Genomic DNA, 18,705 nt, shown 5'->3' with positions numbered 1-18,705 from the left:
ATGTATTTATTACTTCTATCCTAACTTCGAGTGGATGAGCTCTTTTAGACATAAATATACTCCCCTTTTAGTAGCCAGATTTTATTTTTTTATCTGTCTACCTAGAGGGGAGCATATCATATACATTCGTTCGGATTTCCTCATTCAATAACACAGCGTTTAACTTCTTATCCATCTTCTTTTGATAAGGACGATGATTAAATCTCCTTGTGTTAAAACCACCAATCAAATTCCGTACTCGTTCATTATGGGTAATGAGGTGCTGATATATCTCATTCTGCAAATAAGCATTAAACCAATTATACTCCTTTAATTTCCGCATGTTATATGTAACATCCTCTTGTGTGACTTGTGTAATAAAGGGAGAAAAAGAAATAATACTTATAAAATTCAGGAGAAACTTTTTCATTAATGAATACATCCTCTCTTTATGATTTGTATGTGATTGACTGTGAACGCTCTTTGCGGAATATAAATTTCCGGAATTAGCTCATTCGCGTAATTTATGGGTTTACGTTGCTTATATTTCCTAGATCTCCATTATTAGCTACGGTTCTCGACTTTATGTTGCTCATTTCTAAAGAACTTTTTATTATCCAGGATTTCGAATTTACGGTCATTTACTATAAATTATACCAACCATTATTTTTTTACAAATATATACTTTTATAAGCGTCGAAGATTCAACCGTATAAAAGCAAAAAAGAACCACAGCAACAATCTAAACTGTGGTCACAATCATTCGTATTTATTGATTTTTACCTTTATTATTTTTCACCTTTCCTTTTCACCGCAAACCAAATCTCACTATACACATTATTTAAGTCCGTCATATCTCCAGTAAATGAAATATTGGGCGCATTTACTAATTCATAATCTGACGAAGGAAGCCATTCAGAGGCAAATTTCGCCCAAGTTTCTTGCATGACTGTTGGAAATGCTCCTTTAGAAGAGAAAATGGCCCAAGTAAGAGCTGGCACATCTACTACCGTAAATTCATTAGCGGTGACTTCTTTTTTTGTCAAGAATCCAATCATATGATCGAGACTCCCCTTTTCATCCATACAACCGTCATCCAAATTATATGAAGCGTTCACGACTTGATAAGGCTCCATATCCCCATAGCTATGCAATGCTTTTCTTTGTTCTGGTGTAATGCTTTTTGCTAATTTTATTATTTCTTGATTTTCTCCATTAAATTGAATAGGTACTCTCTTTTGAACACCGACTATCTTAAAGGCTTCTTTTTTCTCGATTCTGTAATCCATATTTATTCCTCCTTGCAATACTAATTGAAAGGAGAGCTTAGGAAATGCTTTAAGGTTATTTTTCTTTTTAACCTCTGATGGTTTGATTCCTGACCATTCTCGAAATGCGCGAGAAAAGCCATCAACTGATTCATACCCACACTTAAATGCTGCGTCAGTCACGCTCATTCCCTCATTCAGCAAATCAAATGTAGCATTAGATAATTTTCTACTGCGAATATACTCCCCTAAAGTCATGCCAGAGAGGAATGAAAACATTCGGCGAAAATGATAAACAGACGTACCTGTAATGCGCTCCAATTCCGATTCTTCAACCTCGTCATACAAATGCAATTCAATATAATCCATGGCTTCATTCATACTCTTTAGCAAGTCTATCTCTCCCTTCATAGGTTTATTTTAATCCCTAACACACAAATAAAACCCGATGAACAAGATACGGATATCATCGGATTCAAATTCAAATAAAACAGGAAAGCTTGCACGATTTCATTATCTTTCGATTTAAATATCTAATTGAGTAAAAAGTACACACTTATATTGCTAATTAAGAAAAGGTTCTATTCACTTGTAAGTCTCCCTGCTCGAGACCAACAACAATACATTATTTATACCGTTTAAGCGCCTTCGACAAAATCTCGCCTTTTATAGCCAATAAAGCCAATGAACATTAGAGCCACACTAATGACAGTTATTATAATAAAAATCGGCGCTTCAAAATGATCCATTGGCATTTGCGGCAACCAACCTTGTACCGCTGTTTTTGAAACCCACTTTGGCAAGTCTAACATACTGCCGAAATAATTTAATATAAACGAATAGCCCAAATAAATATATACGGCTTTACCTAGCCTAGGTGCCCATCCTAGTGCTAAAGCAGCAAGCCCTGTAAAGAATAACACCGATGGCAGAAAATTATAACCTGATGCAAGGAAATGACCCATACCTAATACGGCACTGTCATCCATTACAGATATAGCTGTGCCTCCAAGTGCCCCTGCAGCAAAAAGGATTCCTATTAATCCAGTAACAATAGCTAATCCGATCGTAGTCCAATAGAATTGACCACGGGTAACTTTCGTGGCGTAAAGCTGACTTAAATGCAAACGACTTTCCTCAACAAAAAGTTTATTGACGATGGCAATCGGTAATATAGAAACTAAAGCAATCATCACCATCATAATTGTTCCTGTAAAGGATTTTTCGATTGACACACCTGTTTGGGCAAACATTTGCTTCATCATTTCATTACTCTCAAGGAATGATTGCATATCTCCATAAATCGAACCATAAGCTGCTCCCATAACCACAAAACCAATCATCCAGCCAATCATGACACCTTTATTAATCTTAATAAATAACCCACGGACAGAAAGCAAAGATTTTTTCGCCCTTTCCCTTCCTTCTCTCTCAGGTAAATAACCTGAACCCAAATCTCGACCGCCTTCAAGAGTAAAAGCGATAACTATCATAACTACAGAAAAAATAAAAACAAATGCAAATGGCATCCAGTTATTATCTGTAAACGGAAAGGTTAAATAGGTCCAACTTAGCGGATTGAACTGGGATAAATCCATATTGGACATATCTGTTCCTGCACGAATGATGTAAAGTAAGCCAATTATCCCTAGAGCTGAACCTGTCGCACTCGAAGAAGTCGGCATAATTTGAGCCATGACAAGGCCGATTACTCCACCAATCACACCCGCCATTCCAACAGATGCTCCAAATAAAAAAGCACCTTCTAGCGTAATTGTATCTGCTCCAAAACTCATCAGTATGGCGCTAATAAAAATGGTCAATAACATTTGAATAACAACTATTTCTACCATCACAGCAAATGAGTTTGATTGACGACCTATTTGAAATGAGCGAATAAGCTCAGTCAATCCAAGGTCTTCTTCCTTTCGTGTATGGCCTACCACATGTATAACAGCTATAATCATTGCAAATAAACCACAAAACAACAACATCTCATGTGCATACATTGCACCTAATGTATACTCGGCTGCTATCTCAACTGGCGTAGGACCAACCATAGCTATCATAGCCGGATTTTGCAACGTTTCAAACATGCCTATCAAACCTTGCCCTTTTGCTATTTCTTCAAATGAAGAAACGAAGCCTCCAGAAAATAGGCCCATACCCAATATCCAAAGAATTATTTTTTTCCAATCACGTTTCAGATACTGTACAAACAATATATCCCAACGTGCAAACTTTTCTTTCATTAGTTATTACACCTCCTATTATCCCTCGTAGTGACGCATAAATATATCTTCAAGTGTCGGCGGGACAGCTTCAAACTTTTTAACCCCTAATTTCGTCGCTTCTAGTAAGATGTCATTTATATATTTATTATCAGCTGAAAATGTAGCTTCATTATCATTGTGAGTGAAGTCATGTACGCCTTCAATGAGTTCCATTTTTGCCACATCACCCACTGTGGATAATGTTATCGTAGAACGCGTTAAGTGCCTTAAATCATCCAATCTACCAGACTCTACAATTTCTCCCTGACGAATGATAACAACCCTATCTGCCAATCGTTCTACCTCACTTAAAATATGGGAAGACAACAAGATAGACTTACCTGAAGCTTTTATTTTCTCTACTTCTTCCTGAAAAACAGCTTCCATCAAAGGATCCAATCCAGAAGTAGGTTCATCAAAAATATACAAATCGGAATCAACAGACAATGCAGCGATTAAACCAACCTTTTGCCGATTTCCTTTAGAATAACTTTTTGCTTTTTTCTTCGGATCTAATTCAAAGCGTTTAATGAGCTCATCTCGCTTTTCCTTATCTCCGCCACCATGTAATTTCAAGAACAAGTCAATGATTTCTCCACCCGTCAGACTTCCCCAAAGTGCGACATCACCAGGAACATATGAAATGCGTTTATGGATTTCCAAGCTGTCTTGCCAAACATCTTTACCAAAAATCTTGGCTTGCCCCGCATCACGTTTAATAATTCCCAACAAAGTACGGATCGTTGTTGATTTACCAGCACCATTGGGTCCAATAAAACCAACAACCTCTCCAGTCTCAATAGAGAAGGTCACATCTTTTAACGCTTGAAATTTACCAAACTTTTTCTGCAATCCTTGTAAATTCACAACCTCTGTCATAGTTTTGACACTCCTTCTCTTCATAATTACATTTTTAACTGGATTCCGATCAAAGAAAACAACTCTAAACAATTAGTTTAATTATAGTTCATTTTCATTCATTTAACACTATATTTTAAACTATATAACAATATTAAGTTCAATATTACCTATATAATTTGGTTTAATCAATAAAATAAATACTTTTTCTAATTTGCTAGTCCATAATTACATATATATAATATAGAAAAGATTATATTCTCGATTGGAAATATTTTCAGGAAGACGTTTTATAGAAAGTGGGTCATGCAATTGAATGGTTTTGAAAAGAGAACAGAAGAGAAGAAGAAGAAAATATTAGAAGTAGCTTTTGAGCTTATGAATAAATATGCGGATGGAAATATAACAATGGAGAATATCGCTAAGCATGCCAACGTTTCTAAAGCCACCTTATTTAAATATTTTAGTAATAAAGAAAACCTCATACACGAAGTTTTTAAGTACTATTTAGAAAATATGGTAACAATGGCGAATGAAATTATGGATAAAAATAAACCGTTTGATGAAACATTAATTGCCTTGAGTCAAAATAAAATCAGCTTTTTAAATAAAATTAACCACTCATTCTATTTAAAAATGATGGAATATCTAACCCAAAAGGATGAAGATGGTTCGACTGTGTTAATGCAAAAATATACACAGGAAAATTATAATGTCATGTTAGACTTATTCCACCGTGGCCGTAAGGAAGGAAAAGTTGACTTAAAATATTCAGATGAATTTCTATTGTTATATTTCCAAGCGATTGTAGAAGGAATTTCCCATTCACATATATATGAAAAACTCCTGCCTTATACAGAAGAATGGACAGAGATGCTCATTAAGGGAATAGCACCAAAAGAGAGTAATTAGGGACAAGCATAAACATAAAAGTGCTTACCCAACAGCTAGACGGACATTGAAGAAGATGGGGTATTCAATCGAATCATTTATACTTAAGTTCCAAAAACCAAAAGATCATTCATCATGAGCTTAACTATCTCGGCTAACCCATAAAAGGTAGATTTTTGATTAATAGTTCATTGCTCTTCAAAGTCAGTGCTGTCATCGCAATGGTTTCTAAATATTTTTTATAAAACCCTATTAGCAAATGATGAACAGGCAAAATGCATTGCTTTCAAACTAATTATGTTGCCATGCGTGAGAAGGATGAGCCGTCTGACACAAGAAGAGAATTTGGCAAACTGAGATTTAGCGGAGTTATTGACACTATCTATGAAGTCAAGTCGATTTTATTAAAATAAGAACGGCGTGGTAATGCCTTCTTCCTTTTATGTATTAGAATACCAAGCGTAATCCTTACTAATTTAGCAATCTACTATCCAATCATCTCTATCCATAATTAATCAGACGACTCCCACCTTTTGAAGATGGGAGTCGCCTGAAAGATAGAATCAATTATTAACTTTTTGTGCATGGCGTGAAGCCGCTGCACCAGCTAATTTGCCAAAGACCGCGCCGGACATCAAGCCTGAGCCCCCGGGATAATTCTCATAGAAGATACCACCAATCATTTCTCCAGCAGCATATAAGCCTTCGATTGGTTCATTTACTTGATTGACTACTTCCCCTTCGATTGTTGTCGCTAATCCCCAAAATGAGAAAGTAATTCCGCATGTCACAGGATAGGCATAGAATGGGCCTTCACTTATGGTTTGTGCCCAGTTAGATTTGGCTGGGGTAATGCCTTTTGTCGATTTACCGTCCTTTTCTGAAGGATTGAATTCACCTTCTTGAACCGCTGCATTATAGTCAGAAATGGTTTGTAGGAACTGTTCTTTATTTATATCTAATTGATCTGCAAGCACTTCAAGTGTAGCTGCTTCAATGACGGTCGCTTCTTCTAAATCATACTCCGCACGTAAGATTGGGCGAACTTTAGCATCATAAATTTGGTAGGCTATATTTTTCGGTTGCTTTAATATTTCTTTACCATATTTTGCATAGGTGTAGTTACGAAAATCAGCTCCCTCGTCTACAAAACGTTTGCCTTCCACATTGACCATCACGCTATATGGGTAAGAATGCTTTTTGAAAATATCACCTGGTTTTTGGAAATCGCCTACTCTTGGTGCATTGGCATCTGTTCCAATGGCATGACAACCATTCCTTTGACCAAACGTTTGCGCACCGATTGATACCGCCATATCAATACCATCACCCGTGTTAAACTCAGTCCCTCTAACGATTGCTTCGTTCCACTCCATTCCTAACGCTTCCACACGCTTCTTTTTGTCCGCTTCTATACTTCCACATGCTAAAACAACACTTTCACATTGAATCGTTTGCAGTTGCTCTTTTGTTTGCACTTCAATCGCCACCACTGTCTCATTTTCTGTGACAATGTTCGTGGCTGCACTTTCATACCAAACGTCAATTCCCAACTCTTCACAACGTTGAAATAAACTGCGCATTAAGCCGATCCCTTTATCAACGGTTTTAACTGGTAAACCGCCCCAGAAATGAACCTTTCCTTCTTTTTCAAAAGATTGGTTCGCATAGTTCAACTCAAATACGACACCTTGTGTTTTCATCCACTCAATCGTTGGTAAGGATTGATCAACTAATTGACGTATCAACTCAGGTTTACTTTGATTTTTTGAAACTCTCATAATATCATTATAGAAATCTTCTGTGCTGTATTCAGGCATATCAATTTTATTAATCGTGTCCTGATCTAAATCAATCACTTTCGTAATGGCATCTAAGTTTTGATAAGCTACACGAATGGCGCCGTCAGTAAAGAATGAATTACCACCACGTTTTTCAATTGGTCCTTTCTCTAATACAAGTACCGAACTCCCTTGCTCTTTTGCAGATATCGCTGCACATAAGGCCGCATTTCCCGCCCCAACAATTACTACGTCATATTTAGCCACCAAACATATCCCCTTTATTTGTTGATAGATTAACTATAAGAAATGATTAGAAATAAATAAAATACATAATTTTTAAACATATCCATAAAAATTTTTTATCACTTGAATATCTTCCACTTTAATACAGGTAGAATAACGACATAAATGAATAGCATGCGGAATAATTGAAAAATCGTTACCTGTGTAGCATCTGCTTGTAATGCGGTAGCGATGAGTCCCATTTGATCCATTCCACCTGGAGCTGTACTTAAATAGCTGGTGGCAAAATCCATGTCAAATAATAAAACCATTCCCTCTGCAATTATAAAGGTGATGATTAACAGTAATATTGCACTACTAATCCCTCCTATTAATATGCGGACGGGTAATCGTAAAGATTTCGGATGTAAAAGTAATCCAATGTACGCGCCAATACAAAGCTGTGCTATATGCAACAGGTGACTATCCATTGGGGCTAAATCTACTTTAAATAGACTTAATAGTAAGCCCATAAGGACAGGCGTTAAAAAATGTGGCACCGGCAATCTTAATTTTTTCCCAATCGGCAAAAACAGAAGTCCCAATAGGATTAGACCGATATTATGCAGAACATTATTTGAACTTTGTATGACTGATTCCGACGCCTCTCCAGTTAGGGAAACAACAATCGGAATAAGCCCAACAACAAACAGAACACGAATGACATGAAAAAACGTTACTATAGCAACGTTAATATTCTCTTGTTCCTCTGCAAAAATAACTAATTGAGATAACCCACCGGGAATACTAGCTGTTATCGCTGTCGCAAATGGTATATGCGCCCATATTTTTAAGAGATAGGCTAATCCAAAGCAACATACACTCAAAGAAATATTGAGCATGAGCATAAAAAGTAAAGTATCTTTCATCGAGACCAATATATGAAAAGTAAAAAGTTGACCAATTGCTGTCCCTACTATAAGTAGCCCAATATTTCGCATCATAACGGGCCACTTCATAGGTATTTTCCATATCAGTTGTGTGAGCAATACCCCAAATAACGAACCTAACATCCATGGCATAGGAAAGGAGAGTAATTGAAAGATACCTACTCCAACAATGGCTACAATCACCACTGTGGCAATAGGAAGAATTGCGCGCATTAAATCCCCTCCTAAGATTAAGCACTCATACCTCCAGTAATTACGCCTACTATATCAAAAACAACAGCCGTAAAAAAACAAAGAAAAAACTCCCCAGATTCAAATTTATTTTTCCTTTTACAGAATATATGATATATTCCAATGAATAAAATAAATTAATTTCAGCGACACCGATAAAAAATTTTTATATCAATGCGGAAGGAAATTGCTATGAACCTTAATGATTGCCACCTATTAATTGATTTGTACAAGACGAAGAATATTACACACACTGCTAATAATTTATATACATCGCAACCTGCTCTCACCTACCGTATTAAACAGCTCGAAAAGAAATATGAAATAGAGTTGATTGTAAGAGGGTCAAAAGGAGTTGACTTTACAGATGAGGGACGGATTCTTTATGAACATGCAGAACAAACCTTACATAACGAAAGATTACTCGTAGATCAATTAGCTAATCTAGCTGTAGAAATAAGGGGAACCATTGCAATCGGCGCTTCTGGTTTGTTCTCGCTATACCATCTCCCCAAAATATTGAACGCTTTTAAAGAACTTTACCCTAATATACACATACAACTGAAAACAGGGTGGAGCAGCGAGATGAAAGAAGCACTCAATGCAGAAGATATTCACTTAGCCATCATACGTGGTAATTACTCACTGAATGCCCAGAAATATACACTATGTAATGAAGAATTATTTGTCGTATCAAAAAATCCGTTTCAAAAAGAAGATATTCCTCACCTCCCATTTATCACATATAAAACCGATCCACCCTTAAGTCTCTTGATTGATAAATGGTGGCGCACCAACTTTCAACAACCGATCCATCCTAGCATCGAAACAGATCAAGCCGCAACTTGCAAAGAAATGGTAAAGTATAACGTTGGTATTGCCGTACTACCCGGCATGAGTATTGAAGGAGAAGAATTATATACCATTTCACTGAATGAGTTTGGAGAAGACATCTATTACCGAGAAACCAGTCTTTTCTATAACCCATTCGTCGAAAACTTACGTCATGTTAAATTATTTATAGATTTTTTAAAGAGTCATTATAATGTGTAAATAGCTGAGGAGGGAGCCAAGCGTTAGCGTTTGGCTCGTCTTTAAAGCGTCTGATATATACTATTAAAATCTTTTTTTGACCACTAAAAACCTGATTTACTTTTGCCCTGAATTCACATTCTTTAACGTCAGATAAAAATTCAGGATCGTAGTCGCCTTCCTAAAGAAAAATGCTATCGTCTGCTGTATGGTTTGATCTTTCGCTTTCAAAATGTTGTACCTTAAGATTTATACTTTAAATGTTTGAATCAAGCATAGTTCATCGTCAATTATATCTTGCTTTTCTTCGTATGGAATATTGAAATTTTTATATATTTTTCTCCAAAAAGATACTGCAGTTCTATTTTCAATCAGTTCAATGACGTAATACTTTCCTTGTTTCTTATGAAATATCTCTTTAATAGCCTGCGTACTATTTCCTTTCCCTCTGTATTTATTAAGCAAGAAAATATCATTCACTGCAAAATCATACTCTTTTCTTAGAAACGGACGCTCTAATAAGAGGATAAACCCTATAATACGCTCTTCTATCAAGATGAAATATGGGGATAGCCCATCTACTTCCCAAAACTGATCAAACCCCTCGTATTCAAAGATACCGTCTGGCCCAATATCCAGTGTTGATGTGTATCTTGTAAGGTCATGAAGGTACAGGGAGTAAAGGTTTTTTAAAATATTCTTTTCTGATTTTAATACTTCTCTAAGCGCCACAGGCATTATATAAGCTCCTCCTTTAATCTATCTAACATCTCCATTAACATTAATTATATAAAGGTTATTTCATTTATATAAAAATGTAAGAGCCTTGCTACATCTTATTGTAGTAAGCTCTATTAAGTTGTTTTGCTTGGTATTCTTTTAATGGTGTTTGTAATGAAAAATACGTGGTTACACAAAAAACTACTTTACTTGTATATAATTCTGTATTTAGGCAATAAAACCCCATTATTATATTTTTTAAGGTCAATTAGTTCTAGTTGGATTTGTTTTTTGCTCGAACCAAAAAGTGAAATACCTTCTCCTATCATGACGGGATTCACTTTAAGTATAAGAGTGTCAATTAATTCATGGTAAAGCAGTGAATGAGCCAGTTCACCACCGCCACAAAGCCAAATTCTCTCATTCGCTGTCTTTTTTAAATGTTTGACAAACTCAATTGTATTTTCTTTTACAAACTTCACTTCCTCATTTGACTCCATTTCCATTTTACTCGAGAAAACATAGTGCTTAAGGTCGGGATTGGCAAACTTTGCAAGAGGCCATGGTTCACCTGGCTTCACTCCATCTTTTAATCCGACTTCGTATGTCTTCCCGCCCATTAAAGCAATACCGTATCCTTTAATATCAGCTAAAAAATCCGGACCATGGTCGCCTTCATAAAGAAAAATGCTGTCATCTGCTATATCGTTTGGATCTGCAATATATCCGTCTGCCGTAATTGCCACATGATAAATCAATTCTGCCATTCCTTTGTCCTCCTTTTTTATACAAGCTATATCGTACTCTTTTATGGCTATGCAAAATTAGGGCTACGTTTACCTTCATAAGAATTGATTTTTAGTTTCTTAAGAAATGAATCCATGGTACTTAAAACTGTATCTCCCATCCCCTCTCTAATATCAACTTAGTACTAAACATCCCCCACTCTATCAACCATCTTAATTGAAAGAAACACACTAACCGCTCCCAAAAGACAAAGACCTGCGTTCACAAGATCAGAATTGAGATTTATATTAAGAAGGGAAGAAAAGTTTTGAAATTGCATGAGGAACATGGCACAAATGACGGTTGGTATCGTTGCTCTTTTCCAAATCCCAAAGAAAAAGAGGGGAATGAAACTAATCAGTGTAATGAAAAAAGAATGAATGATCATCTTACTAGCAAATGAAGTAATATCTGCAACGGTTGGTTGCCCATTAATGATATAGAACAGATGATCAAGAAGATACGTGACGATACCTGACAACAGAAAGGATACGAGTGTACAGAGAAAAACAACGAGTGAGATAAAGAGCACTTTTGCGATAATTAACTTTTTCCGACTAATTGGATAGCCAAATGAAAGAGAGAACGTTTTGTTCTTATACTCATCTATAACCACCTGATTAATAAGAGAAGCCCCAAATAGGACCCAACCCATTTGTATGGCCAAAATCAGTTGAATAATTGTCGCATAACTTTGCCCGAAATCAGCGCTTACCATTTTAATAAAAAAAATCGGCATAAACATAAGAATACCCGCATAAATAATGATCTCACCCATCACCATTTTTTGCTTTAGTTTCCTCCACTCCAACTCCATTAATTTAAACATGCTGTTCACCTCCATGGATAATTTGATAGAAATAATCTTCCAGTGTACTTGTATGTTTTTGTATCTCTTCTATATCAATCTGATGAAGAATTAACGCCTTAGAAATCTCACTTGGGGACAAGGTTAAATCATATATGCGAATTCTATTGTCTTCTACAATCTTCATATTAGAAATACGGAGTTCGTACTCTAGTAAATACACTGATTTTTCTACATTCGATGTCACAATCTCAATGTATTCCGTTTGCTGCTTCCTAATATCAGCCAAAGTGACTTCATTCACTAATTGACCATCCCTAATCACACCGATTCTATCAACAACCTGTTCCATTTCCCCTAAAATATGACTAGAAAGGAGAAAAGTCATGCCATATTCTTTATTTAACATGCGAATTAAATCTCTCATATCTTTTATACCAATGGGATCAAGACCATTGGTCGGTTCATCGAGAACAATCAGTTCCGGCTTTGTTATAATGGCTCTGCCAATCCCCAATCTCTGCTTCATCCCAAGGGAAAAATCCTTCACTTTTTTCCCTTCAATTCCTTTTAAATGAACCATATCTAAAGCTTGCGTAATGGCTTTTTGATCATAAAATCCTAAATATTCACAGTGAAGCTGTAGATTCTCTCTCGCTGTTAAATGCTCATAAAAGAGCGGATATTCAATAATACTACCCACACGCTTCAACCCAGACTTCTTATTTTCTGTAAGCCTTTCACCAAATAACGCAATCTCTCCTGAAGAAGGATGAATTAATCCCGTGAGCATTTTCATGATCGTCGTTTTCCCAGCCCCATTTTGTCCGAGAAATCCGTATATTTCTCCTTTTTTAATATGAAGATTTACATTAGATACAAGCACCTTATCTTTGACCTTTTTCGTTAAGCCATTGGTTTGCACGACGTAATCCATTGTCTTAACCTCCTTTATGATTGTTACTTATAGCTTAAGCAAAGAAAGTATCTTTTTTCTTTCTCATTTCTTACATGTTTCTTACGTTTGAATAAAAAAAGAGCCGTTCCAACAGAACACCCCTTTTCGCGAAGTCTTAATATGTCATTTGTTTAAACCTGCAAGTAAAAGTCGTCTTCTCAAATGGTTGGCTACTCACGTGCAGCGTGCCATTCATTGCTTCTGTTAAGCGTTTCGAAATACTTAAACCTAATCCACTGCCTTGAAATTGAGGGTTTCTAGCATCATCTAATGTATATAGTCGTTCAAACACCCGATCCTGGTGTACCTCTGCAATTCCTTTCCCCTTATCCCAAACCTCTACGGCAATGGTTTCCCCATCTCCTCGAAGGGTGAGACCTAAAACGCCCCCATCATTTCCATATCGAATCGCATTCGAGATAAGATTACTCAGCACCCGATTAATTGCCTCTTCATTACCAAGAATGTAAAAATTCCGCTCTGGAATGTCTATCTCTACCTGAAATCCTTTTGATACAAGCAAATCGTAAAACTCTAATACATTCTTTCTACATATCTCATTAAGTGAAACCTTACTCAACGGCATGAGATAATCATCGGATTCTAGTTTAACAAGATCAAAGGATTGATTAAGTAAAGAAACGAGACCCATTACTTTTTCGTGCAGGCGTAAAATGACGATTTCTTTTTCGTCCTTAGCCATCCTTTTATCCAGCTTTATTTTTTCTACATAACCTAAAATAACCGTTAGGGGTGTTTTCAAATCATGTGACATGTTGGCTATCATTTTCCTTAAACTATCTTTTGTTTTGGCGTAATCGGCAAATATTTTTTGATTGTTATCAAGCATTCGGTTGATTTGAATAAGTAAAAGTTGAATGGCCTCCTGATCTGTTTGGAGTAACACTTTTTCAGCTGTCTGTTGTTCCATGATATTTGTTAACTTATCACTGATTTCATTTATATGTTGCTTTGTTTTTTTATGAGAATAATATTGCCATCCATTCATTACAATTAAAATGGCCATGATAACAATTAAAGTAACCATCATAGACTATTCACCTAATTTATATCCGATTCCCCAAATGGTTCGAATATACTTTGGATGAGACGGATCCTCTTCTATTTTTTCTCGTAGCCTTCTTATATGCACATTGATTACATTTTCATTGCCATAATAATCATCTTCCCAAATAAAATGATATATTTGTTCCTTTGTAAACACTCGATTTTGATGGGTCATAAACAGCTTTAAAATATGGAATTCCTTAGAAGTAAGCTGCACAACCTTATCTTTCATTTGTACAGAAAAGGTATGTAAATCGAGGGATAGTTCCTTAAAATGAATGTTATGAGATATAGCTGGAGTCCCCGAAGGACGATATTGCGTTGCCCTACGAATAGCCGCATGGACCCTCGCTGTTAGTTCGATCATTGAAATCGGTTTGCTTATATAATCATCGGCACCAAAGCCTAATCCTAACGCCTTGTCTAAGTCACTATTCTTCGCTGAAATAATCAATACAGGAATTAAACTCTTTTCTCTGATGCGTTTTAAAACAGCCATACCACTTAACTGCGGAAGCATTAAATCCAACAAGATTAAGTCAAAGTCCTCCTTATGGAAAAGGGATAAAGCTTCCTCCCCATCAAATGCGGTAAATACCTCGAAACTCTCCTGCCTCAAAATATCTGTTATCAATTCACTAATCTCCCTGTCGTCTTCCACAAGAAGAATACGCTTTTGCATACTTCCACATCCAATCCTTTGTACTAACCATGCAATGAATCAATCACCTTTAACTCTCCCTTTATTTCTATAAAGGGGGCATAATTCCTTCTATAATATATAACTGATGCTATAAAAAAAGACTGCTGATTTTCATTCGTCAGACTAATTCGAGATAAAAGCTGATTACCTCTCTCATGCAGGACACATGAAAAAGTGTAGGGAAAGTATGCATCCCTACACTACAAGTTCTTTATTAAAAATCAAAATTGTCTGGGTCTGGCCCTACACGAAGATTCTGATTTAATCCATCAATGATTTGCATCTCTTCTTTCGTTAATTCAAAATCAAACATATTTGCATTTTCTACAATTCGATGCTCTTTTGTTGATTTTGGAATGGTGACAATCCCATTCTGTAAATCCCAACGCAAAATAATTTGCGCAACAGACTTATGATGCTTGTTCGCGATCTCCTGTAACACTTTATTATCTAGCAATTGTCCTTGCATTAATGGTGACCATGCTTCCAGCTGAATCCCATTGTCTTGACAAAATACTTGTAACTCTTTTTGAGATATCCTCGGATGGCATTCTACTTGATTAACCATCGGTTTAATTTCAGCATCCTTCATTAGTTCTTCCAGATGATGAGTTTGAAAGTTACTCACTCCAATGGCTTTTACACGACCTTCTACATAAAGCGTTTCTAAAGCTCTCCAAGCATCCTTATATTTCCCTTCAACCGGCCAATGGATCAAATATAAATCTAAATACGCTAAACCAAGCTTCTCTATGCTTGCTTCATAAGCAGCGATTGTTGATTCATATCCTAAATCAGCATTCCAAACTTTAGAAGTGACAAATAGCTCTTCTCTAGAAATCCCTGCATTTCTTATACCTTCTCGGATACCTTCACCTACACCTACTTCATTCTCATAAATTGCTGCTGTATCCACGCTGCGGTATCCATGGTTAATCGCTGACTTTACTGCGTTTACTAATTCAGGACCTTCTTCCACTTTAAAAACACCTAATCCAAACCAAGGCATTTTCACACCGTTATGCAAAGTAGTAGTATCTTGTAAATGTTTGACCATCATCTTTCAACCTCCAAAGTGATATTATTTTCTTGATCTTTTCGTTCCAAAGCTCTACTAAACCCCGTTAAAACGGCTGCCACTAAAACCATAAGCGCTCCAATCCAAGATGTGTGAATCAGTCCAATCGAGTCCGTAATCATACCACCTAAATAAGAGCCAATGGCTATACCAGCATTAAATGCTGCAATATTGATGGCAGATGCGACATCCACTGCACTCGGAACAAAGCGCTCTGCCAACATCACCACATAGACTTGTAAACCCGGCACATTCATAAATGCTAATAATCCCATTAGAAAAATCGTTATCAATCCAGCCACTTTAAAAGGTGCTGTAAACATCAAAATAAATAACACAACCGCCTGTACAATAAACATATAGAACAATGCGCGGATAGGATTTTGATTCGATAACTTCCCGCCAATCATATTCCCAATTGCAATCGCTATGCCATAAACCAATAAAATGATTGCTACAGTTCCTTCTTCAAATCCAGTGATATCTTGAAGTAATGGCGATAAGAAGGTAAACACGACGAAGGTTCCACCATAACCTAGTGCTGTAATGATAAATAAGAGCAATAACCGGCCATTTTTCACAAGTTTCAGTTGATCACGAAAGGATGTTTTGACCCCTTTTCGTAAATGTGATGGAACGAGAATACTATTAGCAATTAAAGCAATAACACCAATAATGACAATCGTCATAAACGCTGCTCTCCACCCTAATTGTTGACCGATAAAGGTGCCAAACGGAACACCTGTAACAGTAGCGACCGTCAGACCCGTAAACATAATGGAAATCGCACTCGCTCTTCGATTTTCTGGAACTAAATCAGCAGCGATTGTCGATCCGATTGACATGAAGACCCCATGGGAAAATGCTGAGATCACACGTGCAACGAGTAATAACCCTATAGTCGTTGAAAAGGCAGCAAGCGTATTCCCGATTATAAAAACAATCATAATCCAAAGTAATAACGTCTTGCGGGACATTCTCGATGTCAAAGATGTCAAAACAGGAGCACCAAATGTTACCCCTAAGGCATATAAAGAAACCGTTAACCCTGCAGTGGTTACCGGAATACTTAAATCATTTGCAATAAGGGGTAATAAACCAACACTGATAAATTCAGTCGTCCCGATTGCAAAGGCACTTACTGCCAAAGTAAGCAAGGCCATTGTGCTTTGCTTTCTGCTTAAATTCATATATTCTTCACCTTTTTTCTTTTATATAAATGGAAAATTTCCTTTTCGAACATAATAATTTTAAAGGAAAGTATCGTTTCAATCTGCCGGCAAATGTTATTATGATACATATGGAACACAAAGAGAAGTACGCACTTTAAAGTGATATAGATACCAGAAAGTAATATAGGTACTTTTTAGTTCCTAAGGAGGGAAACAAGAATGCAGAAGAAGAAATACAATATTTCTGTCGAAGCAACTTTAGAAGTCATCGGAGGAAAGTGGAAATGTGTAATCCTTTGTCATCTCACACATGGCAAAAAGCGAACAAGCGAATTAAAGCGTCTCATGCCTAATATCACACAAAAAATGCTTACCCAACAGCTACGCGAGCTTGAAGAGGATGGTGTCATCAATCGTATCGTGTACAATCAAGTCCCACCAAAAGTAGAATACGAACTCAGCGAATACGGACAAAGCTTAGAAGAAATCTTAAATTCATTATGTGCCTGGGGAGAGAACCATTTGACCAAGCTATATGGGGATAAATTCTCGGTATTAGAAGAAAGTATATTGAACGAATAGGTTAAGTAATAAATGGGCTCAAAACAACTTTTCATAAAGGTAATGGCTAAACTCCAAACATAACAGAGAAGCTTCAATGGCATCCCCTCTGAAGCTTCTTCTTCTCTTTATAAATAAATTTTCCTACTCCGTTTTATATTTTTTTGCCAACGTTTCACTCCCAATCGCTCCAATGATTGAAGCAGTGAATGGAAGAAACGCATAAAGAATCGAACCTTGGAAAAACGTTATATTAAAGTCAAAAAATTTATTACCCACTGCGATAAGAATTTTGATAACAACTAAAAATAAGCCAACAAGCAGAAGAAGATCAAAAAACAACTTTAACTTGGGATACGCTAATTGCTTTCCATCTTCAATAATGCTCTCCTTCAAATGATCATCTCCTTTTAATAATTCATCAATGGTAATATCAAAAATTTCACTTAGTTGAATGAGAGATTCAATGCTGGGATATCCTTCTCCACGTTCCCATTTTGATACTGATTGTCTACTAATTTTAAGTAATTCACCGAGCTGTTGTTGAGACATTTCATGTTTCAAACGTTGTTCTTTTAATTTTTGGGGGAAATCCATTTTCTTCATCTCCTAACAACTCCAGTATATTTGCATCTCTAACTAAACGTAAAGAACCGTGTCGTTGCAACGATGTAAACGAATAGTTGCGGGATAAAATGAGTAATTATTTTACCATGTTATATTATATCAGCTATCACTTTACCTATATTTCCCATTGCCATTTATACTTATTATGCTGTTTTCTATTTGAAGATACCCGTGGGGAAATTTCCAGTATAAGAAAACGGCCATTCCCTTATACCACTAAAGTAAAAAAGGAAGTGACCGTTTCTATCAAAGCTTTATATAAGTTTATCTTTACAAACATCTTACACCTAATATTTACCAATAGGGCAGATGATAAAGCACCTTAATGTTGTAAGCCACATCTTTAAAGACGGTTCTCCAATGATTCAATCGCCAGTTGAAGCGCAATTAATCGTCGCTCATTTACTGTTTTTTGAGGACTACCATCTTTTGCTTTTGCAATCTGTTTTTCAATAGGTGGAATAGTACTTTGCAAAATATCTTTAGATGTTAGAATAACTTCTTCTTCATATGAGAAGTCTTCACCGTTCCAAATATTCTTTAAGCTAGCTAAACCGACTCTTATAGCGTCCCGTCTCTTTCTTACAAGAGTAGTATTGGACCCCTTTTCAGTCATGCTTTTATAAGCATTTGAAAGTTTACTAAATGTAGACTCTAAGGATTAACGGATAACTCTTGTATTTCTTGGTTAATTGACTCCATGTAGACTTCTCATCACTTTCTATTATTTAGTAGT

Annotated in this window: 18 protein-coding genes and 1 pseudogene; 3 read left to right on the top strand and 16 right to left on the bottom strand. The window is 36.3% G+C overall.

What is annotated here, in order from left to right; translation table 11 throughout:
• Positions 1–97 precede the first annotated feature (97 nt).
• The 4 genes from LCM23_RS23060 to LCM23_RS23045 form a co-directional block, all read right to left on the bottom strand.
• Positions 98–409, bottom strand: coding sequence for a hypothetical protein (locus LCM23_RS23060; RefSeq protein WP_224938928.1), 312 nt, complete (start codon positions 407–409; stop codon positions 98–100).
• 358 nt (positions 410–767) lie between these two features.
• Positions 768–1,640, bottom strand: coding sequence for an AraC family transcriptional regulator (locus LCM23_RS23055; RefSeq protein WP_224938927.1), 873 nt, complete (start codon positions 1,638–1,640; stop codon positions 768–770).
• 245 nt (positions 1,641–1,885) lie between these two features.
• A complete protein-coding gene (locus LCM23_RS23050; protein ID WP_224938926.1) occupies positions 1,886–3,499 on the bottom strand; it encodes an ABC transporter permease in 1,614 nt (537 codons plus the stop codon).
• An 18-nt stretch (positions 3,500–3,517) separates the two neighbouring features.
• Entirely contained in the window at positions 3,518–4,399 is an 882-nt protein-coding gene (locus LCM23_RS23045; RefSeq protein ID WP_224938925.1) for an ABC transporter ATP-binding protein, read from the bottom strand.
• Between the two features lie 291 nt (positions 4,400–4,690).
• Between LCM23_RS23045 and LCM23_RS23040 the strand changes: the two genes are divergently transcribed.
• On the top strand, positions 4,691–5,290 hold the full coding sequence (locus tag LCM23_RS23040) for a TetR/AcrR family transcriptional regulator (protein ID WP_224938924.1): 600 nt from the start codon (positions 4,691–4,693) through the stop codon (positions 5,288–5,290).
• A gap of 542 nt (positions 5,291–5,832) precedes the next feature.
• On the opposite strand, the gene tcuA is transcribed toward LCM23_RS23040, so the two are convergent.
• Positions 5,833–7,317 carry an FAD-dependent tricarballylate dehydrogenase TcuA gene (gene tcuA / locus LCM23_RS23035; protein WP_224938923.1) on the bottom strand — a complete coding sequence of 495 codons (1,485 nt, stop codon included), beginning with the start codon at positions 7,315–7,317 and terminating at the stop codon, positions 5,833–5,835.
• A gap of 98 nt (positions 7,318–7,415) precedes the next feature.
• A complete protein-coding gene (locus tag LCM23_RS23030; RefSeq protein ID WP_224938922.1) occupies positions 7,416–8,438 on the bottom strand; it encodes an AbrB family transcriptional regulator in 1,023 nt (340 codons plus the stop codon).
• A 210-nt stretch (positions 8,439–8,648) separates the two neighbouring features.
• Here LCM23_RS23030 and LCM23_RS23025 point away from each other — a divergent pair, with 210 nt between their 5' ends.
• The gene (locus LCM23_RS23025; protein WP_224938921.1) at positions 8,649–9,509 is read left to right on the top strand and encodes a LysR family transcriptional regulator; all 861 of its coding nucleotides are present in this window, start codon (positions 8,649–8,651) and stop codon (positions 9,507–9,509) included.
• A gap of 228 nt (positions 9,510–9,737) precedes the next feature.
• Here LCM23_RS23025 and LCM23_RS23020 read toward each other — a convergent pair whose 3' ends face one another.
• The 8 genes from LCM23_RS23020 to LCM23_RS22985 form a co-directional block, all read right to left on the bottom strand.
• Complete coding sequence (locus LCM23_RS23020) at positions 9,738–10,226, bottom strand: GNAT family N-acetyltransferase (protein WP_224938920.1); 489 nt, start codon at positions 10,224–10,226, stop codon at positions 9,738–9,740.
• A 188-nt stretch (positions 10,227–10,414) separates the two neighbouring features.
• Entirely contained in the window at positions 10,415–10,975 is a 561-nt protein-coding gene (locus tag LCM23_RS23015; RefSeq protein WP_224938919.1) for a dihydrofolate reductase family protein, read from the bottom strand.
• 164 nt (positions 10,976–11,139) lie between these two features.
• The gene (locus LCM23_RS23010; protein ID WP_224938918.1) at positions 11,140–11,823 is read right to left on the bottom strand and encodes an ABC transporter permease; all 684 of its coding nucleotides are present in this window, start codon (positions 11,821–11,823) and stop codon (positions 11,140–11,142) included.
• Positions 11,816–12,739 (bottom strand): ABC transporter ATP-binding protein, encoded by a 924-nt coding sequence (locus LCM23_RS23005; RefSeq protein ID WP_224938917.1) that lies wholly within the window; start codon positions 12,737–12,739, stop codon positions 11,816–11,818. Before LCM23_RS23005 ends, LCM23_RS23010 begins: the two co-directional genes overlap by 8 nt.
• Before the next feature lie 136 nt (positions 12,740–12,875).
• A complete protein-coding gene (locus LCM23_RS23000) occupies positions 12,876–13,811 on the bottom strand; it encodes a sensor histidine kinase (protein ID WP_224938916.1) in 936 nt (311 codons plus the stop codon).
• A gap of 3 nt (positions 13,812–13,814) precedes the next feature.
• The gene (locus tag LCM23_RS22995) at positions 13,815–14,510 is read right to left on the bottom strand and encodes a response regulator transcription factor (RefSeq protein ID WP_224938915.1); all 696 of its coding nucleotides are present in this window, start codon (positions 14,508–14,510) and stop codon (positions 13,815–13,817) included.
• Positions 14,511–14,745: 235 nt separating this feature from the next.
• Complete coding sequence (locus tag LCM23_RS22990) at positions 14,746–15,588, bottom strand: aldo/keto reductase (protein ID WP_224938935.1); 843 nt, start codon at positions 15,586–15,588, stop codon at positions 14,746–14,748.
• Positions 15,588–16,799, bottom strand: a complete 1,212-nt coding sequence (locus LCM23_RS22985; protein ID WP_224938914.1) for an MFS transporter — start codon at positions 16,797–16,799, stop codon at positions 15,588–15,590. Before LCM23_RS22985 ends, LCM23_RS22990 begins: the two co-directional genes overlap by 1 nt.
• A 201-nt stretch (positions 16,800–17,000) precedes the next feature.
• Between LCM23_RS22985 and LCM23_RS22980 the strand changes: the two genes are divergently transcribed.
• Positions 17,001–17,363 (top strand): winged helix-turn-helix transcriptional regulator, encoded by a 363-nt coding sequence (locus LCM23_RS22980; protein ID WP_224938913.1) that lies wholly within the window; start codon positions 17,001–17,003, stop codon positions 17,361–17,363.
• Between the two features lie 123 nt (positions 17,364–17,486).
• Here LCM23_RS22980 and LCM23_RS22975 read toward each other — a convergent pair whose 3' ends face one another.
• A complete protein-coding gene (locus tag LCM23_RS22975; protein ID WP_224938934.1) occupies positions 17,487–17,939 on the bottom strand; it encodes a helix-turn-helix domain-containing protein in 453 nt (150 codons plus the stop codon).
• A gap of 373 nt (positions 17,940–18,312) precedes the next feature.
• A pseudogene (locus LCM23_RS22970) lies at positions 18,313–18,671 on the bottom strand (hypothetical protein).
• Between the last annotated feature and the right edge of the window lie 34 nt (positions 18,672–18,705).

The sequence above is a fragment of the Cytobacillus kochii genome (assembly GCF_020171845.1).
GTDB lineage: Bacteria > Bacillota > Bacilli > Bacillales > Cytobacillaceae > Cytobacillus > Cytobacillus kochii.
The sequence above is the reverse complement of the archived record's forward strand: the minus strand, read 5'-3'. Positions and strand labels throughout refer to the sequence as shown.